This window comes from Paeniglutamicibacter sp. ZC-3, from assembly GCF_025847175.2.
Taxonomy (GTDB): Bacteria; Actinomycetota; Actinomycetes; order Actinomycetales; family Micrococcaceae; genus Paeniglutamicibacter; species Paeniglutamicibacter sulfureus.
In genome coordinates this window covers 210,204-235,527 of the sequence record NZ_JAOYTG010000004.1, presented here as the reverse complement: position 1 = coordinate 235,527, position 25,324 = coordinate 210,204, and the positions used below count along the sequence as shown (strand labels likewise).

General features: G+C 62.4%; 22 protein-coding genes and 3 tRNA genes. 18 read left to right on the top strand and 7 right to left on the bottom strand.

Annotation, left to right across the window (positions count from 1 at the left end; genetic code table 11):
• Positions 1–200: 200 nt before the first annotated feature.
• Positions 201–1,904 (bottom strand): dihydroxy-acid dehydratase, encoded by a 1,704-nt coding sequence (gene ilvD / locus OIU93_RS07200; RefSeq protein ID WP_264269401.1) that lies wholly within the window; start codon positions 1,902–1,904, stop codon positions 201–203.
• A 117-nt stretch (positions 1,905–2,021) separates the two neighbouring features.
• Here ilvD and OIU93_RS07195 point away from each other — a divergent pair, with 117 nt between their 5' ends.
• A complete protein-coding gene (locus OIU93_RS07195; protein WP_264269400.1) occupies positions 2,022–2,489 on the top strand; it encodes a hypothetical protein in 468 nt (155 codons plus the stop codon).
• A 45-nt stretch (positions 2,490–2,534) separates the two neighbouring features.
• Here the strand turns inward: OIU93_RS07195 and OIU93_RS07190 are convergent, their stop codons facing one another.
• From OIU93_RS07190 to OIU93_RS07180, 3 genes are all read right to left on the bottom strand, one after another.
• On the bottom strand, positions 2,535–2,897 hold the full coding sequence (locus OIU93_RS07190) for a hypothetical protein (protein ID WP_264269399.1): 363 nt from the start codon (positions 2,895–2,897) through the stop codon (positions 2,535–2,537).
• An 85-nt stretch (positions 2,898–2,982) separates the two neighbouring features.
• Complete coding sequence (locus OIU93_RS07185) at positions 2,983–3,246, bottom strand: hypothetical protein (RefSeq protein WP_264269398.1); 264 nt, start codon at positions 3,244–3,246, stop codon at positions 2,983–2,985.
• A 39-nt stretch (positions 3,247–3,285) separates the two neighbouring features.
• Positions 3,286–3,900, bottom strand: a complete 615-nt coding sequence (locus tag OIU93_RS07180; protein WP_264269397.1) for a cysteine hydrolase family protein — start codon at positions 3,898–3,900, stop codon at positions 3,286–3,288.
• 488 nt (positions 3,901–4,388) lie between these two features.
• On the opposite strand from OIU93_RS07180, the gene OIU93_RS07175 reads away from it, so the two are divergent.
• From OIU93_RS07175 to OIU93_RS07130, 10 genes are all read left to right on the top strand, one after another.
• The gene (locus OIU93_RS07175) at positions 4,389–4,649 is read left to right on the top strand and encodes a GlsB/YeaQ/YmgE family stress response membrane protein (protein ID WP_264269442.1); all 261 of its coding nucleotides are present in this window, start codon (positions 4,389–4,391) and stop codon (positions 4,647–4,649) included.
• Positions 4,650–4,964: 315 nt separating this feature from the next.
• Positions 4,965–5,642: a DUF6766 family protein gene (locus OIU93_RS07170; protein ID WP_264269396.1), complete on the top strand. Its 678-nt coding sequence runs from the start codon at positions 4,965–4,967 to the stop codon at positions 5,640–5,642.
• A 125-nt stretch (positions 5,643–5,767) separates the two neighbouring features.
• Positions 5,768–6,787: an acyl-CoA dehydrogenase gene (locus OIU93_RS07165; RefSeq protein WP_264269395.1), complete on the top strand. Its 1,020-nt coding sequence runs from the start codon at positions 5,768–5,770 to the stop codon at positions 6,785–6,787.
• Positions 6,781–8,154, top strand: a complete 1,374-nt coding sequence (locus OIU93_RS07160) for a PIG-L family deacetylase (RefSeq protein ID WP_264269394.1) — start codon at positions 6,781–6,783, stop codon at positions 8,152–8,154. Before OIU93_RS07165 ends, OIU93_RS07160 begins: the two co-directional genes overlap by 7 nt.
• Entirely contained in the window at positions 8,147–8,908 is a 762-nt protein-coding gene (locus OIU93_RS07155; protein ID WP_264269393.1) for a glycosyltransferase family 2 protein, read from the top strand. Before OIU93_RS07160 ends, OIU93_RS07155 begins: the two co-directional genes overlap by 8 nt.
• A 133-nt stretch (positions 8,909–9,041) precedes the next feature.
• Positions 9,042–9,383, top strand: a complete 342-nt coding sequence (locus OIU93_RS07150; RefSeq protein ID WP_264269392.1) for a lipopolysaccharide assembly protein LapA domain-containing protein — start codon at positions 9,042–9,044, stop codon at positions 9,381–9,383.
• A gap of 85 nt (positions 9,384–9,468) precedes the next feature.
• Positions 9,469–9,873, top strand: coding sequence for a hypothetical protein (locus tag OIU93_RS07145; protein WP_264269391.1), 405 nt, complete (start codon positions 9,469–9,471; stop codon positions 9,871–9,873).
• 344 nt (positions 9,874–10,217) lie between these two features.
• Positions 10,218–11,600, top strand: a complete 1,383-nt coding sequence (locus OIU93_RS07140; RefSeq protein WP_264269390.1) for an extracellular solute-binding protein — start codon at positions 10,218–10,220, stop codon at positions 11,598–11,600.
• 71 nt (positions 11,601–11,671) lie between these two features.
• Entirely contained in the window at positions 11,672–12,541 is an 870-nt protein-coding gene (locus OIU93_RS07135; protein WP_264269441.1) for a carbohydrate ABC transporter permease, read from the top strand.
• Positions 12,534–13,451: a carbohydrate ABC transporter permease gene (locus OIU93_RS07130; RefSeq protein WP_264269389.1), complete on the top strand. Its 918-nt coding sequence runs from the start codon at positions 12,534–12,536 to the stop codon at positions 13,449–13,451. The genes OIU93_RS07135 and OIU93_RS07130 overlap by 8 nt, the downstream gene beginning before the upstream one ends.
• Before the next feature lie 18 nt (positions 13,452–13,469).
• Here the strand turns inward: OIU93_RS07130 and OIU93_RS07125 are convergent, their stop codons facing one another.
• Positions 13,470–15,896 carry an ATP-dependent DNA ligase gene (locus tag OIU93_RS07125; RefSeq protein ID WP_264269388.1) on the bottom strand — a complete coding sequence of 809 codons (2,427 nt, stop codon included), beginning with the start codon at positions 15,894–15,896 and terminating at the stop codon, positions 13,470–13,472.
• Positions 15,897–16,374: 478 nt separating this feature from the next.
• Here OIU93_RS07125 and OIU93_RS07120 point away from each other — a divergent pair, with 478 nt between their 5' ends.
• Together OIU93_RS07120 and OIU93_RS07115 are read left to right on the top strand one after the other, a co-directional pair.
• Positions 16,375–16,791, top strand: coding sequence for a CBS domain-containing protein (locus OIU93_RS07120; RefSeq protein ID WP_264269387.1), 417 nt, complete (start codon positions 16,375–16,377; stop codon positions 16,789–16,791).
• 562 nt (positions 16,792–17,353) lie between these two features.
• Entirely contained in the window at positions 17,354–17,812 is a 459-nt protein-coding gene (locus tag OIU93_RS07115; RefSeq protein ID WP_264269386.1) for a GNAT family N-acetyltransferase, read from the top strand.
• A gap of 68 nt (positions 17,813–17,880) precedes the next feature.
• Here the strand turns inward: OIU93_RS07115 and OIU93_RS07110 are convergent, their stop codons facing one another.
• Positions 17,881–19,998: a catalase gene (locus tag OIU93_RS07110; RefSeq protein WP_264269385.1), complete on the bottom strand. Its 2,118-nt coding sequence runs from the start codon at positions 19,996–19,998 to the stop codon at positions 17,881–17,883.
• 217 nt (positions 19,999–20,215) lie between these two features.
• Positions 20,216–21,136 carry a 2-hydroxyacid dehydrogenase gene (locus OIU93_RS07105; RefSeq protein WP_372342880.1) on the bottom strand — a complete coding sequence of 307 codons (921 nt, stop codon included), beginning with the start codon at positions 21,134–21,136 and terminating at the stop codon, positions 20,216–20,218.
• Positions 21,137–21,396: 260 nt separating this feature from the next.
• On the opposite strand from OIU93_RS07105, the gene OIU93_RS07100 reads away from it, so the two are divergent.
• From OIU93_RS07100 to OIU93_RS07080, 5 genes are all read left to right on the top strand, one after another.
• A tRNA-Lys gene (locus OIU93_RS07100) sits at positions 21,397–21,469 on the top strand.
• A gap of 657 nt (positions 21,470–22,126) precedes the next feature.
• Positions 22,127–22,199: transfer RNA gene (locus OIU93_RS07095), tRNA-Lys, on the top strand.
• Positions 22,200–22,542: 343 nt separating this feature from the next.
• Positions 22,543–23,040: a thioredoxin-dependent thiol peroxidase gene (gene bcp / locus OIU93_RS07090; RefSeq protein ID WP_264269383.1), complete on the top strand. Its 498-nt coding sequence runs from the start codon at positions 22,543–22,545 to the stop codon at positions 23,038–23,040.
• Positions 23,041–23,130: 90 nt separating this feature from the next.
• Positions 23,131–23,212, top strand: a tRNA-Leu gene (locus tag OIU93_RS07085).
• 133 nt (positions 23,213–23,345) lie between these two features.
• Positions 23,346–25,187 (top strand): ABC transporter substrate-binding protein, encoded by a 1,842-nt coding sequence (locus OIU93_RS07080; RefSeq protein ID WP_302265822.1) that lies wholly within the window; start codon positions 23,346–23,348, stop codon positions 25,185–25,187.
• The last annotated feature ends 137 nt before the right edge of the window (positions 25,188–25,324 follow it).

The following is a 25,324-nucleotide window of genomic DNA, read 5'->3' as shown; positions in this document are numbered from 1 at the left end:
CACCGAAGCCCTCCATGTTCCGGAGGGGCCCAAGCTCAGCGCTTGATAACTAGTAGTACTTCGGTGCGGATATGCATGTGTCCAGTTTGGTCGCCGCCAAAGCCAGAGTCAAACGCCCACGCCCACAATCTCACTATTTGAGACTGTTGTCCGAAGGGTGGACGCTTTGGTGGCGTCCGCCCTTCGGTTCATGCTATTTCCTAGCCACAGTATGCCCCGGTCGAAGCGGACTTGACCAACTTGGCGTACTTGGCCAGCACACCGGTGGTGAACTTGGCCGGAAGCGGCTCCCAGCCGACCTTGCGCTCCTCGAGCTCCGTCGGCTCGACCAACAGGTCGAAGGAGCGAGCGGCGATGTCGACGCGGATCTTGTCGCCGTCCTTGACGAACGCGATCGGGCCGCCGTCAACGGCCTCGGGTGCCACGTGGCCGATGCACAGGCCGGTGGTGCCGCCGGAGAAGCGGCCGTCAGTGAGCAGCAGGACGTCCTTGCCCAGGCCGGCGCCCTTGATGGCTCCGGTGATGGCAAGCATCTCGCGCATGCCGGGGCCGCCCTTGGGGCCTTCGTAGCGGATGACCACGACGTCGCCGGCGTGGATCTCGCCGGCATCAAGCGCAGCCAGGGCGCCCTGCTCGCGGTCGAAGACCCGTGCGGTGCCCTCGAAGACGTCGGCGTCGAAGCCAGCTGACTTCACGACGGCCCCCTCGGGTGCCATGGTGCCGTGCAGCACGGTGATGCCACCGGTCTTGTGGATGGGGTTGTCCAGCGCGCGCAGGATCTTGCCGTCGACATCCGGCGGGTTGATCGCCTCGAGGTTCTCGGCAACGGTCTTGCCGGTGACGGTCAGGCAGTCCCCGTGCAGCAGGCCGGCGTCCAGCAGGGCCTTCATGATCACCGGCACGCCACCGATCTTGTCCACGTCGGTCATGACGTAGCGGCCGAAGGGCTTCAGGTCTCCCAGGTGCGGGATCTTGTCGCCGATGCGGTTGAAGTCAGCCAGGGTCAAGTCCACCTCGGCCTCGCGGGCGATGGCCAGCAGATGCAGCACGGCGTTCGTGGAACCGCCGAAGGCCATGGTCACGGCGATCGCGTTCTCGAAGGCTTTCTTGGTCATGATGTCGCGGGCGGTGATGCCCTTGCGCAGCAGGTTCACCACGGCCTCGCCGGAGGCGCGGGCGAAAGCATCGCGGCGGCGGTCAGCCGAGGGCGGGGCGGCGGAGCCCGGAAGGCTCATGCCCAGGGCTTCGCCGATGCAGGCCATGGTGTTGGCGGTGTACATGCCGCCACAGGCACCTTCGCCGGGGCAGATCGCCTTTTCGATGCGGGTGAGGTCCTCGAGGCTCATCTTGCCGGCGGCGCAGGCACCCACGGCTTCGAAGGCGTCAATCAGTGTGACTTCCTTTTCGGATCCGTCTTCCAGCTTGACCCAGCCGGGCATGATCGATCCGGCATAGAGGAACACCGAGGCCAGGTCCAGGCGGGCCGCTGCCATGAGCATGCCGGGAAGGGACTTGTCGCAACCGGCCAGCAGCACCGAGCCGTCGATGCGCTCGGCCTGCATGACAACCTCGACGGAGTCGGCGATGACCTCGCGGGAAACCAGCGAGAAGTGCATGCCCTCGTGGCCCATGGAAATGCCGTCGGACACGGAGATGGTGCCGAACTGCATCGGGAATCCGCCACCGGCGTGGACGCCCTCCTTGGCGCCGGCGGCCAAGCGGTTCAGCGAAAGGTTGCAGGGCGTGATTTCGTTCCACGAGCTCGCGACGCCGATCTGCGGCTTGGCGAAATCGTCATCCCCCATGCCGACGGCGCGGAACATGCCACGGGCCGGTGCTGCATGGATGCCGTCGGTCACGACGCGGCTGCGAGGCTTGATATCTGGGGCAGTGTCCTGGCTCATGCCCTTGATTGTATGGCTGAGAGGCACCAAGGCCGAACCCGTGACGGTGCACCGACATAATTCGCCGTGCGGATACGGGACATGTGTTCGAAACCTCCATTGGATAGGGTGGAAGACATGGAGACACTCAATGTTGGATCCGACGACGTCCTCAAGCAGCTCTTGCACGAGGCTTTCGACACCCAGATCCCCAACTTCGGCAGCTACAACCTGGTGGCTGCCGTGGGCAGCTCCGGATCCGCGGGACTGAAGGTGATCGGCTTCCGCCGCGAGCCGGCCGAACTCATTCTTTGCCCGCTGAATCCCGAAAACCTGCAGCCTACCGAGCGCGCGATATCGGTCAACAACACCAACGTCTCCCACGTGGCATTGGTCCTCGACGGCGGCTACGAGGTCGGCACCAGCACCGGACGCGTCTACCGCTTCAATGTCCCGGCCCGGCTGTCCCTGAATATCCCCGCGGTCGGGCACGAAGGCACGCGACAGCCGACTTCCGGCATCCTGGCCCAGGACGACGACGCGCAAGAATTCGCTGAATTCATGAATGCGTTCATGGACAGTCTCGATCCTGCGATCACTCCGTAGGTCCGGCCCGCGGCCCGGAACTCAAGGGACCCGTTAATCGCCTCGTTAGAACTGTTCCCCCTCCGGGGCATCCGGCGGCAGGGGCCGGCCAAGGGCGTCAAGACCTCCGGCTTCCTGTCCTGCGGCATCGGTGGGTTCCTCAACCCGTGCACCAGCAGGAGTTTCCAGGTCTTCCTGCGCCGCCGCCCGGTCCTCCTCAGTCAACGGAAGCGCATCTTGGGCACGCGCCTCGTTGCCGTTCAAGGCGTCCGCTGCGCGATGTTCATCGCGCAGCGGGTCCATGGTGTCGAGGGTTCGCGGATCGTCGGAGGAGCCTTCCTGCACAGGCTGTCCGTCCCGGCCGTCCATGGGGTTTCCTTCTGCTTCTTCATCGCGGCCCGGTTCGCGTTCGGGGGTATTCAAAGACATGGTGAACTCCTCGTGCTGGCTAATGGCTGATTCCTGATACGAAAGGCCACAGGGCCTGCCGCGGGCCCGTGGCTGTGAGGCCGGGTTACATGGGTTCGTTGGTTGTCCCGCCCCTGGGGTTGTCGAGCATGCCGGGTCCCTTCAACGCCCGGTATAGGCCGTACCCGGCCATCCCCAGACCAATGAGGACGCCAATCCACATGGGGGTGTTAAGGCCCTCGCCAGGTTGCTTGCCCGCGATGATGAACAATCCAAAGACAATCACCAAGAGGACACCGGTGACCATAAGCGGAGCTCCCCTCCTTTGGAAGAAGGACTTCTTGCTGGGTTGTCCCGGCTGGGTGCTCATGTCATGCTCCGTTCCTGTTCAGTGCTTCCAATGATTCGACTACTTGGTGCCATGCCCCTGGACTTGCTTGGCCAGATGCCCCTCATGGGCAGCAAGTAGGGATTCGGTGGTGATGATGTGTTGGCGGTACTCGGCTTGAAGCAGCCCCAAGGTGGATTTTTCAAAATCGGGATCGGATGAGGCAATGGCATCGGAAACCAACCAGACGCGAAGATCGTCGGCATAGGCATCCGCCGCGGTCGAAGCAATACAGGTATGGGACGAGACGCCAGTCACAATGACGTACTCCACTCCACGCCGTCCCAGTTGCTCACTCAGGTCGGTCCGCCAAAAGGCGCTGTCTCGTCGCTTGAGGATCTCCTGGGAATCTTCGACATCAAGTCCCTTCAGGTTTTGCGCCTGTTCACTGCCCTCAAACAAAAAACCCTGGTCGTCATCGAGCATGCTCAGTGTCCAGGTGCTTTTGTCCCGCGCATGTTCGGTCCTGATATTGAAGATGGGCATCCCCGTCGAACGCGCGAGCCGTGAGAGTTCGTTGCAATTTCGCACCAAGGACTCGCGATGCCGGACCAGCAAAGGGTCTTCGAAGAAGGCGTTCTGCATGTCAACGATGAGCAGGGCTGTTCGCTCGGAAAGCGGCGGAAATTCTTGCACTGGCACTCCCGTCCTCGGTGGTTCCGGGGTTTTGGACCTTGCGTCTACCGTAGGCCGGGCACTTGGTGCGCGCAACGTTTCCGACAGGTTGGGCAGCTTTGGCGAGTGTGCCGCCTACCTGCTTACCCAACCACCACCGAGTCTCGCGGGACGGCTAGTCCGCGCAAAACACAGGACAGACGAGGAATTGCTTGGGGTAATTTTCGGAGCAATTAGACAATTACTGAAGAAATTTCGTTGCGCGTGGATTATGCAAACGGCATCCAGCCGGTCTTGGAATTGCTTGGGGAGCGGTGCCCCGGAAGAAAGAAGCATGGCTGGATCCACGCTGGTGCCCGGTGCCCGGATCAGTCGTCGACCGATCCGGGGATTCCGATTTTCATGGGTTGCATTTAGCTTCCTATCTGTACTTTCCTCGTTGTAGGGTCAAAGAGTGCATCGCCAAAATGATGCTGAAACTGGACCTTCATCCGAAAAGGAGAAAAGTTATGGGTTTCATTGGTTGGATAGTTCTAGGGCTGATTGCCGGAGCCATTGCAAAGGCAATTAAACCGGGTGACCAAGGTGGCGGCTGGCTCACCACCTTGCTTCTTGGAATCGTCGGCGCCGTTCTTGGCGGCTGGATCGGTTCGGCAATCTTCGGTGTTGGGATCAACGAATTCTGGTCCCTCTCCACTTGGTTGCTGGCCATCGGCGGAGCGTTGCTTGTCCTGATCATTTGGGGCCTTCTGACGCGCAAAAGAGCCTAACCGCTGCACATTGGGGTTGCCTCGGCCAATGCCGGGGCAACCCCTTCCTCATGATCCCGAGTCCCTGCGCCAAGTCCAAGGCCCCGCGATGGCATTCTGCCGCTGGGGATATCCCACGATTCCCCGCCGGGGCGGTCATTTCAGCCGACTTCGCCGAAGCCCGCGTTCGCCACGCCGGGGCGCTGTTCCCTTTACGCAGATCGCCAGAAGCCATACGCTCGCGTCATGAAGACTCAATTTACGTTGTGGCTTGGAATGATTCTTAGCGGGCTGACATTGATGGCCATCGTCAGTTTTTCCGGGAGGTGATATTTGGTGTCAAAGGCAATCAGAAACCAAGCCCTCGGGATCGGTTTCGCTATTCTTTTCATCGGCGCCCTCATAGGTCAGTCTCTTGCGGGGCTTGCGGTGTACAACGACGACCAAACACTTCATGGGTCTTCCCCCGTTGGGTACTGGGACTTCGTCACCTCAAGCAATTTCGTCGTTGACGTCGCGGAAAACTGGCAATCGGAGTACCTGCAGTTTTTCCTCTTCATACTGGCGACCGTGTGGCTTGTCCAGCGCGGATCCCCGGAATCCAAAAAGCCAGGCGATGAGGGACTTGACAGCGACGAGAACCAAATGGTGGGCCGTTTCGCCAAACCCAATTCCCCCAAGTGGGCAAAGGACAACGGCTGGCGGCGACACGTCTACTCCAATTCCCTGCTCTTGGTCATGGGAACGGTCTTCCTGCTTTCATGGTGGCTGCAGTCAGTCGCCGGAACCGTGGTTTTCAACGCTGACCAGGTGTCCCATGGGCAGCCGGAAGTCAAATGGATCGAATACGCCACAAGCGCCGATTTCTGGGACCGGACGCTGCAGAACTGGCAATCCGAATTCCTCGCAGTCGGAAGCATGGTTTCCCTCTCCATCTACCTGCGACAGCGCGGTTCGGCTGAGTCCAAGCCTGTGGGCACCCCACATGACGAATCCGCCACCGAAGGGGAATGACAACGTTGGCTGAACAACGCCTTTCCGAACGCCAACGAAGCGACCATGAAATACCGGCACAGCGGTCCCGGGCAGCAAAGGGCCCGAAGGCATCTGCGGTTGCCGTCTCCTTCTCAACACCGGCCATGGCTTCGCACTTGGAATGGAATCTGGCACCTGCTCTCATCAATGCCGCGCGCACGTGCGCCGGCGATCCGGAGCCAATGCTCGGGCTACTGGCCTCCTGCCCGGAGTCGCCACCCACTCCGGGCCAAGGGCGAACTGTCGCCCTGTGGGAGTTCCTGGCCACGCTGGCCAGCGTCGACCTCGCGGCCGCCCGAACGGTTGAGCCGCATCTGGACGCCGCGGCAATCCTCGCGCAGGCGGGACTCCCCTGGACTACCGGAAGCACCTGGGGAGTCTTTGCCGCCGAGGGCCGGCCCAAGCTTGTTGCCGCCGCCCCGGCACAACCGTCAGGCCCCTGGGTTCTGGAAGGACAAAAGCCATGGTGCTCCCTGGCCGCGACACTGGACCGTGCCGTCGTCACGGCCCATGTCCCCGGCGGGCGCCGAGCCTTCATGGTGGATCTGAAGCAGCCTGGCGTGATCGCGCACCATGGTCACTGGGCCAGTTACGGCCTGAACAAGATCCACAGCGAGGCAGTGCAATTTGACGGTGCCCGCGCCTTTCCCATTGGTCCCACCGATTGGTACCTGGACCGGCCTGGATTCGCCGTCGGGGGCGTCGGAGTCGCCGCCTGCTGGTTCGGCGGCGCAGTCGGGATCTTCCGCGACCTCTTCCGCTCCGCCCAGTCTCGCGAACCCGACCAATTGGCCCTGGCTTGGCTTGGCGAAGCCGACCGAATGCTGGCCTCCGGGGCCGCCATGCTTCACCGCGCGGCGCAGGAGGCCGACCAGGGAAGCCTAGACGAAGTTTCCGCCCAGCGGGTGCGTGGACAGGTGGCGGGGCTGTGCGAACGGATCATCGCCATTGCCGGACAGGCCATGGGACCCGGTCCCCTGGGCTTTGACCACCAGCACGCCCGAAGGGTCGCCGATCTTGGAATCTATGTCCGGCAACACCACGCCTCCCGCGATGACGCAGCACTGGGTGGGCTGCTGTTGAAGGCCCCCCAAGCGGCCGAAGGTGGTGCTCGCCCATGGTGAGCTTCACCCATCTGGACCCGGGCACCAAAGAAACCCTCTGGATGGAAGCCGGCGTGACGAAGTTGCCCGCACTGGTCTTGGACGACGTTGCCGGGGTGTCACGCCCACTGGTGGTGCTCTCCGCGCACCCGGACGACGAAACCCTCGGCGCAGCAGGCCTGATCCACCAGGCGTTGCGCGCCGGAACAGCGGTCCACGTGATCGTGGCCACCGCCGGCGAGGCCTCCCATCCCGATTCGCCCACCCACTCGCCCGAACGCCTCGCCGGCATCAGGGTCGACGAACTGGCCCGGGCACTCGGGGAGCTCACTCCCCACTCCCCCGGCGCCGGCACCCTCACCTTCGAAACCCTGGGCCTGCCGGACGGCCAGCTGGCTCAACACCAACCGGACGTCGAATCAGCCATCAGGAAGGCCACGGCAAACGGCCGAGTCATGCTGGTGGCTCCGTACCGCCACGACGGCCATACCGACCACGACGCGCTCGGTACCATGGCCGCACACATTGCCGAGGAGCTTGGCCTCGGCTTGCTGGAATACCCGATCTGGTACTGGCACTGGGCCACGCCGGAGCGGGACACCGAGTGGGAGTACTGGAGATCCCTGAACCTGGATGTCGACACCATCCGGGCCAAGGCACGGGCCACCGCAGCCCACCGATCACAAGTGGCTCCGCTGTCCGATGCACCGCAGGACGCTGCGCTGCTTCAGGAAACCTTCATTCAACACTTCCAGCGCTCCGGCGAAACGTTCCGATTCACTCCCCCAGGACTTCGGGATTCCGCCACGGCATCCGCCACCTTTGACGGACTATATGAGCATCGGCCCGATCCATGGGACTACTTGGGAAGCGCTTACGAACGACGCAAGCGCGCGATCACGCTCGCGTCGCTTCCCCGGTCCCGGTACGGCTCCGTCATGGAGCTCGGCTGTTCGATCGGGGTGTTGAGCCGGGACCTTGCACAACGTGCCGACACCCTGCTGGCCGTGGATGCGAGCCGGGTTGCCCTGGAATCAGCCGCCGAGCGCCTGGCCGGCTTCAACCACGTGGTGCTCAGGCACGCGGTACTGCCCCACGAGTGGCCCGATGTGAAGCCCGGATCCCAGGACCTGGTCGTGGTCTCGGAAATCGGATATTTCCTGGCCGCCGACGAACTTGACCTCTTGTACGCGCGTTGCCTCGAGGCGCTTTCCGCAGGAGGGCACCTGCTCCTGTGCCACTGGCTGCATCCGGTGCGCGGCTGGCCGATGGACGGCGCCCAGGTGCATGCCGCCGCGCAAGGTCTGGGCCTGAAGACCAAGGTGCTGCACCGGGAAACAGATTTTGTGCTGGAGGTCCTCGAAAAGCCAGGCGGGCACAATGGATGACAAACTCTCGGCCATCCTCATTGTGGTGCCTGTACGCAACGAGGAGGAATTGCTTGGCGCATGCCTCTTGCGTCTGCGCAAGGCCATGGACCGGTTGAACCGTGCCAGGCCCGAGCTCGAGCTCCGGCTGACGTTGGTCCTTGACCAATGCCGGGATTCGTCACCAGCGCTCGCGGCATCCTTTGCTGCCAACGACCCGCGTCTGTCGGTGCTCTCGGTGGGATGCGGGGTGGTAGGTGCCACCCGTGCAGCCGGAATAGATTTTGCCCTCGAATCCCTGGCAGCTGATACCCCGGCACGTCATTCGCGCGAACGCATCTGGATTGCCTGCACGGATGCCGATACCCGGGTCCCGGTGCACTGGTTGACCCGCGCCGTGAAGCTGGCAGAGTCCGGGTCAGACGTCATCGCCGGCACCGTGGAGCCTGACAGTTCGGACATTGACCAGGCATTTTTTGCATTGTGGTCGCGAGACCATGACCGCGGAGAAGGCCATGGCCACATCCACGGGGCAAACCTGGGTTTCCGGGCTTCCGCCTATTGCGCGGTGGGCGGGTTTGATCCGGTTCCGGTGGCCGAGGACGTCCAGTTGGTTGAAAGGCTGCGCAAAAACGGGGCCAGGGTCACGGCCACCGGAAAAATCCACGCAATCACCTCCGGGCGAATGCAGGGAAGAGTGGGGTCCGGCTTCGCTGGATATCTTCGAAACCTGGCGCAGCGCCACGTGGAGCATGCCGGAGAACACGGTTCCTGAGGGAGCACCGCAATCCCCTTGCCACTTCGTGGTGATGCGCATATGTTGGCCACAGGGGCCCATGATCCCGGCCTTCAGGGCATCCTCCCGCAGTTCCTTCAATTCGGCTCCGCACCGAGAAATGGGGAAGCAAATGGTTGAAAACCCGGGGAAACGTGCCGAACCGGACTCCGTGTCCGGGAAACCCATTCGTCATCGGCCAACCAAGAACGTCACGGCGACGACACGTGCAGGGGTTATCTGGACATTCACCATCGTCGCCATCGTGGTGCTGATCCTCCTGGTGATATTCATGATGCAGAACCAGACCCAGGCGACCGTCAACTTCCTCGGATTCCAGGGGCAGATGGCCCTCGGTGTGTCCATGTTGCTTGCGGCCGTGGGCGGGGCAGTCGTCGTGGCCATTGTCGCGGCGGTACGCATCATCCAGTTGCGAAGCCGCGCAAGTACCGCGGCCAAGCGCCGGGAAGCCTGACCAAAATCGCATCCGTTGTGGGCGACCGTATTTTCACATGTCAACAGTCAGAGAGGATCCAACGATGCATGATCTCGAAAAACAAATGAAAACGATCCAGACCCAGCTCAAGCACTGGGCGGAGAAGGCAAAGCAGGAGTATCCCAGCCAGTTGGAGGCCTCCGTGCGCCACGCCGTGGACCGGATGGACCCGGCCGGGCTGGCCCGGGCATCCGAGGAGGTCGTGGCCACCGTGACCGGCAACCGCAAGACGGCCCGCCGTGCCCGGAAAGCCGTCGAAGAGTCCTTGCGCAAGGCCCAACGGAAGGCTGGCAGCAAGCACAACGGGCATGGTCGGCTATTGGCGGTCCTTGGCACCTTGGCAGTCACCGGAATCCTCGTCGTGATCGTGCTACGCCGCGCCGCAGGACCCCACGACCGCAATCTGGGAGCAGTTAAGTTGCACGTCGACGACACGACGGAGGGCATCGATCCCGATCTGGGCGAATAATCCCCGACTCGGCCGACCCTATCGACAGAGCCCCGGTAGCACCCTTGCTCTCCCTTGGCGGGAGCGTTCAGGGGGTTCCGGGGCTTTTCGCCGTCCCGGAAACCTGGAAGTATTCCGGCACCGTGTGCGAAAACATGGACTCTCCCCGCACGTGCACCTACCGTGAGATCCATTAGCGGCGGACACTTCTGCGATCGATGTTTTTACAAAAGGCTTCAGACCGCACCCGTACCGCGCACTGGCCAATGACATTACGAGAAGAGATCATGTCAGTTTCGGATTCACGTCAACCGGCTCTCCGGACGGAGAACTTCGGACACCTACGGCGAGTCGGAGCCGCAGCGATGGCGTTTGGCCTGGTTCTGACCGGGTGTGCCACGGGGTCCCAGCCCGATGCCGCAGCTCCCAGTGAAAACCAGTTCACCGCAGACGCACCGCTGGAGGGCGAACTTAACATCATGGGCTATAACGCGGATGCGGATGAGGTGGCCCGCACCCGGGCGGACCTTGCAGAAGCGGCCATCGAGCCGGCCACCGTCAAGGCTGTTGAAGGTGAACTCGACGTCCAGCAGTTCCTCTCCGCCGTGGCAGCCGGGGACGCCCCTGATTTGATCTACGCAAATCGCGACCAGTTAGGCACTTTTGCCGCACGCAAGGCCATCATGCCCTTGGACCAGTGCGTCTCCGGCGAGTCAATTGCTATTGGTGATTTCCGCGCACCGGCCGTATCCCAGGTAACCTTCAACGGCCAGGTCTATGGCATCCCGGAATTCAACCAGGTCCAGATCCTGATGGCGAACCGGGAACTGCTCGAACAGGAGGGCCTTGCGACCGAGGACGTTGACGGCTCAAACTGGCAAGCGGTGACAGATGCGAACAAGAAGCTGATGAAAAAGGAAGGATCCAAGCCCTCCGTCATTGGCTTTGACTCGAAGCTTCCCGAGTTCCTTCCCCTGTGGGCCAAGGCCAATGGTGCCGACCTCATTTCCGCCGACGGGCGTACAGCGCAGCTTGATGACCCCAAGGTCGTGCAGGCCCTGGAATTCGGAGTGGGGATCTATGCTGACCAGGGTGGATTCGGGTCGGTCAAGGCGTTCCGCGATTCGGCCGACTTCTTCGGGAAGGAAAACCAGTATGCAACCTCGGTGCTGGGGGCGATGCCCATGGAACAGTGGTACGTGAACATTCTCAACGACGTATCCCCGGACGCCCCCATGGCTTTTGCTACGTTCAAGACCACCACTGGCCAACCGCTGAGCTTCGGCTCGGGTTCGGCATGGGCCATCCCGGCAGCCGGTAAGAACCCGGAAGCCGCCTGCCGTTACATCAAGACCATCACGCAGACCGCTTCCTGGCTCGCGGCCGCCGAGGCGCGGGCGACGCAGCGCGAAAAAGACGGGAAGCCGTTCACCGGGCTCTTCACCGCCAACCAGAAGGCCGACGAGGAAATCAAGACCAAGTATGTTGATTCGTCCACAGACCTGGATTCCCCGTGGAAGGAGGCCGTTGCCGCTTCCTACGAGGCAAATGATGCCTCGTTCTCGTTGCCGGCGAGCCCGGCGGACGCGCAGTTCAAGCAAGCTTGGCTTGACGCGGTGAATCGGGTGCTCAATGGCGAGGCGACTCCCGCCGAATCGCTGGGCCGCGCACAGGAGGAAGCGCAACGTGCACTCGATGAGGCTTGGCAGACGCTGGAGAATGCCGGCTCTGCCGACAGCGAAGGCTAGGAGGTCCCATCGTGGCCACCGCCCGCACCTACACGTTGCGTTCGCGCAACAGACGGCAGACACGAAATGCCATGCTTTTCATTTCGCCGTGGATCCTGGGTTTCCTGGTTTTCGCCCTGTGGCCGATCCTCTACAGCGGCTACCTATCGCTGACCGACTACGACGTGCTCAGCGACCCGAACTACATCGGCCTGGAGAACTACAGGGAGTTGGCGGAGGACCCCCGTGTTGTACTTTCACTGCGCAACACACTCTTCTATACGGCGCTTTCCGTTCCCCTCCATGTGGGCATCTCGCTTATGCTGGCCATGCTGCTTATGCGAGCACAGCGCGCCACCGGCTTCTTCCGGACCGCGTTCTACCTGCCGAACATGACTCCACCGGTCGCTGTCGGCATCCTATTGCTATTGCTCTTCAACGGGCATGACGGACTTGTCAACGCGGTGCTGGGGATTTTCGGAATCCCCGGGCCGGACTGGACCACCGACAGCACCTGGATCAAGCCCGGGCTGGTCTTGATGAGCCTGTGGACGCTGGGCGGGTCGACCATCATCCTCCTGGCCGCCCTGAACAACGTGCCGCGCGACCTGTATGACGCGGCGCTCGTGGACGGCGCCGGAGCCTGGCGCCGGTTCATCACCGTCACTGTTCCGATGATCTCCGGGACGTTGTTCTTCTTGGTCATCGTCAACACCATTGCTGCCCTGCAGTCCTTTACCGAGGCCTACACCGCGTATTTCGGTGCCGGAAACGGAACCTACAGCAACGATGCCGCGCTCTTTTACGTCATCTATCTTTTCCGGCAGGCTTTCGAATTCCTCAACATGGGCTTTGCCTCCGCCATGGCTTGGCTCTTGTTCGGCATCATCATGGTGATCACCGCCGTTCAGTACGTGGTGGGCCGCAAACTCGTTTTTTACGAAGGAGAAGACGGTGGCTAGCATCCCAACGTTGAAGCAAGTCCCGGACGCGCCCGTGGCACCGGTTCCCTCCGGCACACCGCCGCAGGCTGTCCGCGGCAGACGTCGGCTACCCGCACGGATACTACTGCTGACCACGCTGGTTGCCGCGACGGCGGTGTTCGTCTATCCGCTGATTTGGCTGGTCTCGGCCTCATTCAAGCCGCAATCGGAGGTCTTCGACAACCGGCTGATACCCCGGTCCCCCACACTGCAAAACTACGTTGAAATCTGGAATGCCGCGCCGTTGGCGCTTTGGATGGGCAACACGGTACTGGTGACCGTGCTTGCGGCCGTAGCCGTGACGCTGAGCAGTTCCATGGTTGCGTGGGGATTCGCGTACTACCGTTTCCGCGGACGCAACGCCCTCTTCTTTCTTGTGCTTGCCACCATGATGCTTCCCGGTGCCGTGACCTTGATCCCGACCTTCCTGATATGGAACGCGCTGGGCCAGGTCGGCACGCTCACCCCGCTGTGGGCAGGGAACCTCTTCGGCTCCGCGTTCTACATCTTCTTGCTGCGGCAGTTCTTCCTGGGGCTTCCCCGTCAGATCTTCGAGGCGGCGCGCACCGACGGCGCCAACGACTGGCAGCTATTCCGCCATTTTGCCCTGCCCTTGTGCAAGCCGGCGCTGATCGTGACCCTGCTCTTTGAAGCCCAGGCGGCTTGGACCGACCTGATGCGGCCGTTGATCTATCTGCGCGATTCCGATACGTTTACGGTCCCGCGCGGCCTCAAGGCCATGGTGGACCAGTTCGGTTTCGCCGGAAACTGGCATTGGGAACTCATTGTGACCGCCAGCGTCATCACCACGCTGCCGATGATCGTGCTGTTCTTTGTGGGTCAGCGCCACTTCATTGAAGGGGTGGCCACCACCGGGGTAAAAGGGTAGCCGGTGACGGCTTGAGGATCAGGCTTCCCAGACCACCTGGCCGGGGTCCTTATCCTCGCGCCAGCCGCGCCAGACCGGATGGCGCAGCCTACCGCCGCCGGTCGTCTCGCCATAGCGCACTTCGCCGACGAGCTTGGGCGACACCCATACCGCGTCATGGCTGTCGGCTGCAGGCACGTCCTTGGCCGCCGGTGTCTTGCGCCGCAGCTTCTCCAGCTTGGTCCGGGCGGCTTCCAGTTGGCGGTCGGTGAATCCGGTGCCCACCCGCCCGGCGTAATGCAATTCCCCTCCCTTGGGAACGGCCAGCAATAGGGATCCCACCGTGTCTGCGCGGTTTCCCTTCCCATGGCGCCAACCAATGACCACGACTTCCTGGTGGCGCTCGTGTTTGACTTTCATCCAGTCCCCCGAGCGCTTTCCCGGGCGGTAGCGGCCATCGATCCGCTTGGCCACGATCCCTTCCAATTCGAGCGCCGTGCTGGTTTCCAACGCCTCTTGCAGGGAACCGTCATGGGCCTCGGGGATGTGCACGTGCTTGCCTGTGCGCACATGGGAGATCAACAGCTTGCGCCGCTCGGCGTAGGACCGGTCCGTGAGGTCTTCCAGTTTCCCGGTCTTGGCGCTCGGCAAACGCAGGGCGTCGAACAGCATCAAGTGCACCGGCGCCGATTTGACGCTCTTCCCACCGTTGCCGGAATTGCGGGTTTGCAGCAACCCAAAATTGGGTCGGCCGGCTGCGTCAAGTGCAACTATTTCCCCGTCCAACACGGCCCCGTCCGGGGCCAGCTCCGCAATTTCCTGCAGTTCGGGGTAACGTCCCTCCAGGGCTTGGCCATTGCGGCTGCGCAGGGTCGCCGTGGATCCGTCAACCGTGGCCAGTGCGCGGTACCCGTCCCATTTCATTTCAAACGCCCACGCCCCGTCCGCATCGATGTCTTTCTCGGTTCCTGCCTGGGCGAGCATTGGCCCCGGCACGGCGGCAGACCGGGCATCGGGTACATCGTCGTGGGCTTCCGAATCGGGTGCGGGTGGTTTCTGCGACTTGGGCTGGTCCTTCATCAGCTGCAACAGCCAGTTCTTCGCATCCCCCATCCCCGGCGTATTGATCAACGCGTATCGCCGCGGCACGCCTCCCAGTCCCCCGTCCGGGCGGCCATGAAGCACGGCAATCACTTCGGAGTCCTCCCGCCATTTCTCGATCTCGCAGTCCCCGGAGTCCCAGAGCTTGACGGTCCCGGCACCGTACTGCCCGCGCGGGATCTCGCCCTCGAACTCGGCGTAGTCAAGCGGGTGGTCCTCCGTCATGACAGCAAGCCGGTTCTTCTTGGGTTCCAGCGGCGGGCCCTTGGGCACGGCCCAGGAGACCAACACGCCAGAATGCTCAATCCTGAAATCCCAGTGCAAGGCCCGTGCGTGGTGTTCCTGGATGACAAACGTGGAGCGGCTTCCGGGTCCCGCCGGGTGGGGTGCGGGCGCCGGAACGGGCTCGGGGGTTTGGTCCGGGTCGCGCTTGGATCGGTATTCTGCAAGCCGGTCAGGGGTGGCCACGGGGATCTTGCCCAGCGCTGCGAGGGGATCAATGGAATCCTGCACACGTTCCAAGACCTCATGGAAGTCGAGTTGGGCCAGCCTGGGTTGACCGATCTCGTCCCAGGTCCGCGGTGCTGCCACGGTGGGATGCGTTCGGCCGCGCAGCGAGTATGGACAGATGGTGGTCTTGGCGACGCTGTTCTGGCTCCAGTCCAGCAACACCTTGCCTTCGCGCAGGGACTTCTTCATGTCGGCGACCACCAGGTCCGGGTGCTCGCGCTGCAATTGGGACGCCAGTTCCTTGGCCACAAGCGAGACTTGTTCGGAGGTGTGTTTCCCATCCAGTGCGGCATAGAGGTGGATGCCCTTGAACCCGGACGTCACCGGGTAGGCGACCAGATCCATGCCCTCGAGCAGTTCCCGGCACAGGAAGGCGACCTCGGCGCATTCGGCCAGTCCCGCGCCGGGCCCCGGATCCAGGTCCAACACCATCCGGTCCGGATTCATCGGCTTCAAGTGTTCGTCAAAGCGCCACTGCGGCACATGGACCTCGAGGGCAGCCAACTGCGCGAACCACGCCAGCACCGCGGGTTCGTTGACCATAGGGTAGGTGTTCACATGGTCCTTGTGGGTGATGTTGGCGCGCGGGGTCCATTCGGGAGCAGAGTCCTCCAGGTCCTTGCGGAAGAACACCTTGCCCGGCCTCTCCCCGGTCCCGACTCCGTCGACCCAGCGCTTGCGCGTTGCCGGCCGCCACGCCGCCTGCGGAATCAAGACGGTGGCCACATCCGCGAAGTACTGCATGACTTCGCCCTTCGTGGTCCCGGTCTCCGGGTAGAGCACCTTGTCCAGATTGCTGACCTTTAGCCGCCTGCCCGCCACCGAGACAGTCTGTTCCTTGGCACGCGTTGCCATGGGCAATTCCTTTCCCTTGCTTTCAACTGTGCCGTGACCCTGCCCCGATGGCCAGCCTTTTAGCCCCAACTAAGCAAGTTTCCCCCCCTCGCGGCAAGCCATAGCCATGTGCCGGTCGACAGGGTGCAATTCCCTAGACATGGCCGCGCTGTGCTGCGTAGCGTTGGAACTGTTGAACACCGGTCGTATTCAGGCACCGCCAGGCCGGTCACCGAGGGTTGGTTCGTCTCTGGCCCAGCCACCCACCACATCAATCCGCCAACTTTCCGGGTCGCTGCGGCTTGTCCGGCAAGCTGCGGCGGCCTTGCGCGAACGAAGCATGAACTCCGCAAAGGTTGCCGGTGACTTGGTGAAGAAGCACAATCCGGTGGGTGCTTGAACCATTGATCCGCGCCGTGCCTTCGAAGGCAACAAAGGGGATACTCCCCGTTGCCACCCCCATTCACCAACACACGGAATCAAACACGTAGGAGGAACGATGGCAACCGCACGAGAAATCATGACAGGCTCGGCCGAATGCATCGGGGAAAACGAAACGCTGGAAGAAGCAGCACGCAAGATGCTTCAACTCGATGTCGGATCGTTGCCGATTTGTGGGGAGGACAACCGGTTGAAGGGGATCATTTCCGACAGGGACATTGTCACCAAATGCGTGGCCCAGGGCGGAGACCCGCGCACTACCCGAGCCGGAGAACTCGGCGAGGGCAAGCCCGTGACCATCGGTGCCGACGACAGCATTGAGGAAGCCATCTCCACCATGCAGTCCCACCAGGTCAGGAGACTTCCCGTTATCGACGGACATGAACTGGTCGGAATGCTCAGCCAAGCCGACATTGCCAAGAACTACCCTGAAGACAGGGTAGGCGATCTCGTCAAGTTCATCTCGCTCGACTGAGCGCGGGCCATAATAGGCCCGCCCCACCAACATCCGTTGGGTTGCGCCCGCAGGATTCCCTGCGGGCCGCGCGGTGTTTCGACTTGTTCAACGGCACGCCCCCCGGGGTATCGGGCGGCGTGCCGGCAAGGTGGTCCGTCTCATCCGCGAATACTCCAGGGTTCCCTTGCGTGCTCCATTCTTCGTCAAGCCTGCGTCCCAACGCATGGACGCGGAAATGCTCTCGGTCCGGCGGCTAACGGCTCGGTGCCCGTGTTTGCACACGGGCACCGGACTCCACCCATGCCGTCGCGAGGGCAGGAATTGAGCGAAACAAACGCCAATGTTTCAACGAACGATACGAAACTTTCGCGGTATTGCCTTCATCGGCACTTCTTTGTAACCTAAAAGTGGTTCAGCAGTGGGCCGTGGATCCTTCGAAAATGGAGCACTCCATGAACCTGCCCGTTGGCATATCGCCGTGTGAACCCGCAGTACGATTCCTCCCCTCCAGTTCTCCGCATGGACCAGGCACGGGCGGGCACGCCCGCAGCCCCCTGACTGCAGAGCGCAGGTTGGCGCGATGAGGGTCATTGAGAACAACCAGGAATTGGTCCGATACCAGCTCTATGAGTTGGGGGATTTGGCCGGCTTCGTCCAATACAGCATGCAAGGCGACGAACTTTGGCTGCACTACACCCAACTCAAGCGCCGGTACAAGTCGGCGGAAATCATCGAGGAACTGCTACTCCACGTGCTGGATGATGCACACCGCCGGCGCCTGGCGGTCATGCCGTTCTGCCCGGCCATGCGGCTCTTCATAGCCGATCATCCTCACTACCGGCGCATGGTTCCGGAGGCCTGGCAGGATCGTTTCCTGTCAGCGCAGACGGCCGCGCTCACACCGATGGACAAGGTCCGCTACACCGGTTCCCCGAAACGGCGCAGCACCGCTGCCCATGCACGCGCGGCCACGCCGGTCGGCCTCGAGCCTTCATATACGGGCTCCCGGCAGCCACAGCCACGCCTGAGCGGGACCTGAGACCAAGTCCCGGCAAACAACGGCGGGTGCGGAAACCTTCTTCCGCGCCCGCCGTTGTTTGCCTCCGCCTAGGACGTCGGGATGTCGAACCGCTCCCAGGCCCGGTGCGAGGCCAACAGGGTTGCTGTGTCCTGGATCGCTGATTCGGTGGTCGCCTTCACCAACCCGGGGCCCATGGCGGGCAATCCGACGTCCTCAAAGAAGCCCTCGTTCTGCTCCACTGTCACGATGGCCTTGCCTTGCCTGTATGCCTCTTGTAGCAGCAACACCAATCGCGGGTCCAGCTCTTCGGCGCCCGGGGGGCGGATGGCCCCTGCCTTGGCGTCAAGATCGACCCTGGAATCCGGTGCCGGGGACAACGCCGCGGCGACCACTATGGCGTCGAACTCGATGGACCGCGCCGTGAGCAGCGTACGGTCCACGGGGGAACCGTCAGCGAGGCTGCCACCGGTGGGTGCCAGCAGCAGTGGCTTCAGGCCCTGCAGGTTGGCGTTGGCCACCAGCAACTCAATGGTTTTCGCCGGGGTGGAATGACTTGCCACGATGCCCAGCACCCTGCCATCGACCGGCCACATCCCACCCATTTGCGAGACCGAAGGGCAAAGCTCGGATTCCGGCACTTCGGTGTCCGCCTCGGGGGCAGGCAGGCCAAGTTCATGTGCAACAGCGGCGCACAGCCCGGCATCGATGTTGGCCAAGGCCTGCAGTTGGCGTTTGCGGACCTGTTCGCTGGCGCACTTGCCCAGTTCAAACGAGTAGGCCTGTTGGACGTGCAGTTGTTCCTGTGTGTCCAGTGAACGGTAGAACATCGTCACTTGGCTGAAGTGGTCCTCGAACGACACCGGGTTGCCACGTTCCTTGAGTGCTTCGGCGACATGCTCGGGAACGTCGATGAATGGCGGACGGATATTGTCCCCCTCCCCGGCCATGAAGGGGCAGCCGCCGTCCAGCGAATTGGGATGATAGGGCGCGATGCCTTCGTGCACGTACGTCTGGTGCATGCCATCGCGCAGCATGTCATTGACCGGCGCGTGTGGCAGGTTGATGGGCAACTGCGAAAAGTTCGGCCCGCCCAGACGCGTGATCTGGGTATCGATGTAGGAAAAGAGCCGCACCTGGAGCAGCGGGTCGTTGGTGACGTCGATGCCCGGCACCAGGTGCCCGGGGTGGAAGGCGACCTGCTCGGTCTCGGCGAAGTAGTTGGCAGGATTCCGGTCCAGGACCATCTTGCCGATCAATTGGACAGGAGCAAGCTCCTCGGGAACGAACTTGGTGGGATCCAGCAGGTCGATGCCCTTGAACATCTGTTCCTCGTTGTCTTCGAAGACCTGCACGCCCAGTTCCCATTCCGGGAATGCACCTGCCTTGATGGCCTCGGCGAGGTCGCGGCGGTGGAAGTCGGGATCGGCGCCATTGGCCAGCAATGCCTCCTCCCACACCAGGGAGTGCACGCCAAGCCGCGGCTTCCAGTGGAACTTCACCAGGGAGGTCGTCCCGTCCGGGGCGACCATCTTGAAGGTGTGGACTCCGAATCCCTCCATCATGCGGTAGGACCGCGGGATGCCCCTGTCACTCATGAACCACATCGTGTGGGCCTGGGCCTGGGTGTGTTCGGAAACGAAATCCCAGAAAGTGTCGTGGGCGGACTGCGCCTGGGGTATCTCCAGGTCCGGGTGCGGCTTCACGGAGTGCACGACATCGGGGAACTTGATGCCGTCCTGGATGAAGAACACCGGAATGTTGTTCCCCACCAGATCGAACACGCCCTCCTCGGTGTAGAACTTGGTGGCGAAACCGCGCGTGTCTCGGACGGTGTCGGCCGATCCTCGCGATCCGGCGACGGTGGAGAACCTGACAAACACCGGGGTTTCGACGCCCTCGGCCAGGAACCCGGCACTGCAGATCCGCGAGCCGGTGCCGTAGCTGATGAACCGGCCGTGGGCCCCGGCGCCGCGGGCGTGGACCACGCGCTCGGGGATCCGTTCATGGTCGAAGTGCGTGATCTTTTCCCGCAGGTGGTGATCCTGCAGCAGGATTGGGCCACGCGGACCGGCCTTCAGCGAGTGGTCGGTATCCCGCAGCGGTGTCCCTTGGCTGGTGGTCAACGCGGTTCCCTGCGGATGGGTGGGCCGGGCGCTTTGCTTCGGACCGGATTCGCCCGACGCTTCAGGAGTTGGAGTGGACATGTCAGAACCCGCTTTCGTTCCGTGCCCACAGTGGGGCGCGTGCGATGGAATGTTGACTTCCGGCGGCGTTTCGCATGTTTGCGTGGAGGTGGCTCATCTCGCAGGCGCCGCCACCTCCACCGTAGGCCCGGGTCCCCGGGGCACGTCAAGGAAAGTGCGCCTGGCAGAGTGTCGGTCTCTGTTGCGGGCACTTTCCAGCCATGCCCGGCCTTCTCGCCTATTCCGGTTTACGGACCAAGTTCTCCGGTTCGGTTCCGTTGGCCCAGGCGACCAACTGGCGCTTCAGCAGTGCCGTCATGCGCGGAAGAAAGGCCTCGGTGTTGCCGCCGTTGTGGGGAACAATCAAGGCGTTGGGCAAGCTCCAGATCGGGTGGTCCCCAGGCAGGGGTTCGGGATCAAAGACATCGGAGGCGCAGCGCAGCCGACCCGTGCTCAATTCCGCGACGAGTGCATCGGTGTCGACAACCGGGCCTCGGGCCACATTCACGATCACCGCGTCGTCGGGCAGGGCGGCCAACAACTCGGCGTCCACCAAGTGGTGGGTGCCCGGGTTGTGGGGCACGATCAGGATCAGCACCTCGATGTCCTTGGCATGCTCCAGCAGGTCATCGATCGCCAAGACCTCGCCATGGGCATCGGTGCGGGCGCGGGTGCCGAAACGGCTCATTTCGACCTCGAACGGCACCAGCCGCTTGCGGATTTCCTCACCGATGCCGCCGACGCCCACGATGGCGACCCTGCGGTCCGCCAGGCCCGGCCAGCGCCGGGGGTTCCAGCGGCCCTCCGTCTGGTCGCGCACTGACTCGCCAATGCCGCGCAGCGAAGCCAGGGCCAGCCCCACGGCCAGCTCTGCGGTTGCCGCGGCGTGGACTCCGGCTGCCGTGGCAACAGCGACATCGGGACCTACCAACTCGTGCACGCCGTCGAACCCGGTGGTCTGCGTCTGAACTAGTTGGAGATTCCCGGCCCGCCCGATGCCCTTGAGCATCGACATATTGGCCATGTACGGGAAGACGGCCACGTCGATCTCATCGAGCTCCACCCCTATCGGTTCCCCGGCAATGTCCCAGATGCCTGCCTTGATCCCTGCGGGCAACGGGCCCACGGCGTCAAGTAGTTCGGTATTGGGAAATGACACAACGTGGATTGGCTTCATAGGCCCTAGCCTAGGTTGGCCCAGTACGCCGCCCCAAGGGCATAACGCTCAGCGTCGTAAAGGATGGACACACATGACGTGCCTCCCCCGCGACATCGAAACAGTCCAACGACCCTACTCAAGGCAATATTTGTGACCTCGATCCCAAAGGATCGATTCGGTTTGCTTTCCGCCCGCAAGCTGGTAGAGTTTCATGTCGTTGCAGAGCGCGGGAGCCACGAACTTCCAGCGAAACAACAGTCGCACCTCTAGCTCAATTGGCAGAGCAATTGACTCTTAATCAATGGGTTTCGGGTTCAAGTCCCGAGGGGTGCACATACAGGAAGGTCCGGTTTGCTAAAGCGAACCGGACCTTCCGCTTTTTCGGCAGGAAGTGAGCTTGCCGCCATGCGGCATCCCCACCGGCCGGCACGCCGCAAGCTCCGGCCACCGCGAGTTTCGCGCAACGTGCACTGTCCGGAAAGCGGAGCGATAGCCCGTGGCGTTCCGGGTCTCACAAAATGCAACAGTCACGCTGAAATACATTTAGCCATGAATTCGGGCACCCAGCGCTCAACTGCGGATGGACATGCAGGGCCCCGGATCCCGGCCGCCCGTCGACGGCATTCGCCCCCGGATCCACCCCGCAGGGCGGTCGCCGGGATACGACAACCTACATCGGCGGTGTGGTGATATTTCATCCCGGCGACACCCCGGGACATACCTGTCAAGGATCGGGGAGTCCGGGCTCCGGAACCGCTGGACCCGGTAGGCCTGGACGGTGTGCGCGCAATCACACATCCAATTCCGGGAATTCCGATCCGAAACTCCGGGCAATTCCGGGCCAACAACCCCGCAAATCCCCGAGTTATCGGCATTTTTGCCTCACCACCCAGGCCCTCCTCGCCGATTTTATTTCCTGGGTGTTTTCTGGTTATGATTATCTGCGTCGCAAGGACGGGCTCCGCATGGAGCGCTGACCAGAGCGACTCAGCACCTCTAGCTCAATTGGCAGAGCAATTGACTCTTAATCAATGGGTTTCGGGTTCAAGTCCCGAGGGGTGCACGGTGAGAAAGACCCGATCTGTTTCGACAGATCGGGTCTTTCGTTTTTCTCAGCGCCCCCAGCCCACCGCGAATCAACTCTTGGCCCGTTCCCTTGCCCCGGCATCCGCCATTGCGTGCGGTCATACCGGCAGATCGCGAGCCTCCGCGGTCGGATGCCACAGCGCTATGGACCCTTGCCGCTTGGGATCCCCCGAAATCCGCAGACCACCCCCATCCCTGCGACAACACCGTCCGGTCACATATTCGATAGGCTCATGGGTAGACCCTCATCGAAGATTCGATTCGCCGCTGTATTCAACTGCTCACGCCGAATCCACCATACCCAGGGAGTACCCATATTCATGAGTGATAACGCCACCACCGAAGCCGCCCGCCTCTCCGCCGGAGACACCGCGCCGGACTTCACCCTGCCCGATGCCCGGGGCCAGGAACTCGCCCTTTCCTCCCTACGCGGGAAGAAGACGATCGTGTACTTCTACCCGGCGGCTTCCACCCCGGGCTGCACCAAGCAGGCCTGCGACTTCCGCGATTCCCTCGAGTCGCTGACGGCGGCCGGCTACCAAGTCGTGGGCATCTCCCCCGACGCGCCGGCCAAGCTGGCCAAGTTCACCGCCAAGGAAGAACTGACCTTCCCGCTGCTGGCCGACGAGGACCACGCCGTTGCGGCCGCCTATGGCGCCTGGGGTGAAAAGAAGAATTACGGCCGCACCTACGAGGGCCTGATCCGATCCACCGTCGTAGTGGATGAGCAAGGTAACGTCGAATTGGCACAGTACAACGTGAGGGCCACCGGACACGTCGCAAAGTTGCGTCGTGATTTGGGTCTCGATCCAAAATAAAGTTTCGCCCACAGCCCAAAAGCCACAAATCGGGCCAAAATTCTCCGCTAGACTGATTTCTGCCGAACTTCGAAAGCGGTTCGCTGCCTTGCGAGCGTGGCGGAATTGGTAGACGCGCTGGATTTAGGTTCCAGTGTCTTCGGACGTGGGGGTTCAAGTCCCCCCGCTCGCACACAAACGCCAAATGTATCGTCTGATACCTACGGCACCACGCAGGGCCCCCGGATACTGCCGGGGGCCCTGCGCTTTAACATTGAGCAGCGGCCGCCATCATTTGGAGCCCAAAACACTGACGAGGAGTCTTGGTGCCAGACCAGCCGCACAGCCCGGATCGACCCAGGGCCACGCGCCGAACCTTCCTTGCCGGCGGTCTGGGTCTCACGGCGCTGGTCCTAACCGGCTGCAATTCCAAGGACACCACGGCACCTTCCAGTCCGACCGGCAGCGCCGAACCGGCGATCCGTACTTTTCACTTTGGTTCCGCCGCCGACCCGGCAGGACTGGACCCCGCAATCTCCGGGGACAATGAGACCTTTCGCATCACGCGCCAGATCTACGAGGGCCTCATCGGGGTGGACCGCGAAACCGGGGCGCCGATCCCGCTGCTCGCCACCGACTGGATCGTGAGTCCGGACCGACTGCAATACACCTTCATCTTGCGCCGCGGAGTCAAGTTCCACGACGGCACGGACTTCGATGCGCAGGCCGTGGTCACCAATTTCGAACACTGGATAGCGCTGCCGATAGAGGTGCGCGCCAACTCGGACCAGGGCTTCACCCAAGTTTTCCGCCACAACGAGCAGCTCCCGGTGCTTCCCAAGTCCATCCCCGAACCCAAGGCAACCGCGAACGAGGACGGCAACGAATCCGTTGACCCCCAAAAGCTCGTTGAGCACGCGGCGCAGACGGCGTTGCTGACTTCGCTCCGTGAACAGCTCAGGGCAAATCCGTTCGTGGGGACCAGCGTCGGTGGCACCGCCAGCTACTTCGGATCCATCAAGGCCGCAGACACCCACACCGTGGTGCTGACCCTGCGCCAGCCGATCTCCGGACTCATCGAGGCGTTGACGCTGCCCGGCCTGGCCTTGGCCTCGCCCAAGGCGCTTGCCACCCCCGCGACATCGAACGACCAGGTGTCCTACCTGTCAACCCAGCCGGTAGGCACCGGGCCGTACAAGTTCGTATCTTGGAAGGACGGGGCGGTGACCTTACGCAGCTTCCCCGAATACTGGGATGCCGCCGCCGTGGAAGCCAACGCCACCGCTCCCACCCTGGTCGTCTTCCGTGAAATCCGTACGCCCTCCGGGCGCCTGGGTGCCTTGGACCGCGGCGAGATCGACGGCTTCGACCTGGTCGCGGTAACGGGGTTGCGCGAATTGGTGCGCGAGGGCAAGCTCATCGTGCAGCGAGACCCGTACTCCGTGACCTATTTGGGGATGAACCAGAAAAACAAATGGTTGGCCAAGGAGGAATTCCGCCAGGCGATTGCCCACGGAATCGACAGGCAAAAGATCATTGAACAGTTCTACATCTCCGGCACCAAGGAAGCCCGGGGCTTTTTGCCCGCTTCGCTGGGGATCAAGACCTCGGACACGTACTACGGCCCGGATTCCAACCGTGCCAAGGACCTGCTCGAATCCTGCGACTACGACGGAAGCCCCATCCCGTTCCTGTACCCCTTGAACATCTCCCGGGCCTACCTGCCCCTGCCCGAACTCATCTATGCAGAAATCTCACGGCAGTTGGCCCTGGTCGGAATCAAGATCGCACCGGTGCCGATGGACTGGAACGACGGCTATGTCGCCGCGGTCCGCTCCGGGGACACCCCTGGCCTTCACCTGCTGGGTTTCAACGGCGGCTATCGGGACCCGGATGACTTCATGAGCGCACTCTTTGCGGACAACAAGCAGCAATTCGGCTACGACTCCCCCGTCCTTTCCGCGCAGGTGCTGCTGGCTCGTTCCATGCCCTCCGGAGAGCAGCGCATCAACGCATACCAGGACCTTTCCAATACCTTGGCCAAGGACTTGCCAGCTCTTCCCCTGGCCTTCCCCATCTCCGCGTTGGCCTTCAACGATTCCGTAAGGAACTACCCCTCGTCCCCGGTTTTGGACGAAGTCTTCACCGATGTGAGGATGAACACTTAATCAGCCCGCTGTCAAGGGACCAATTTCTTGGACACCCCCGGATGGCGCTAGTCTTGCCTAGAGTCAAGACGAACTTTCAATGGAGAACCCCCGTGCCTTCTGAATCCACCAATCAGTCTTTCGACGTCGTTCTCATC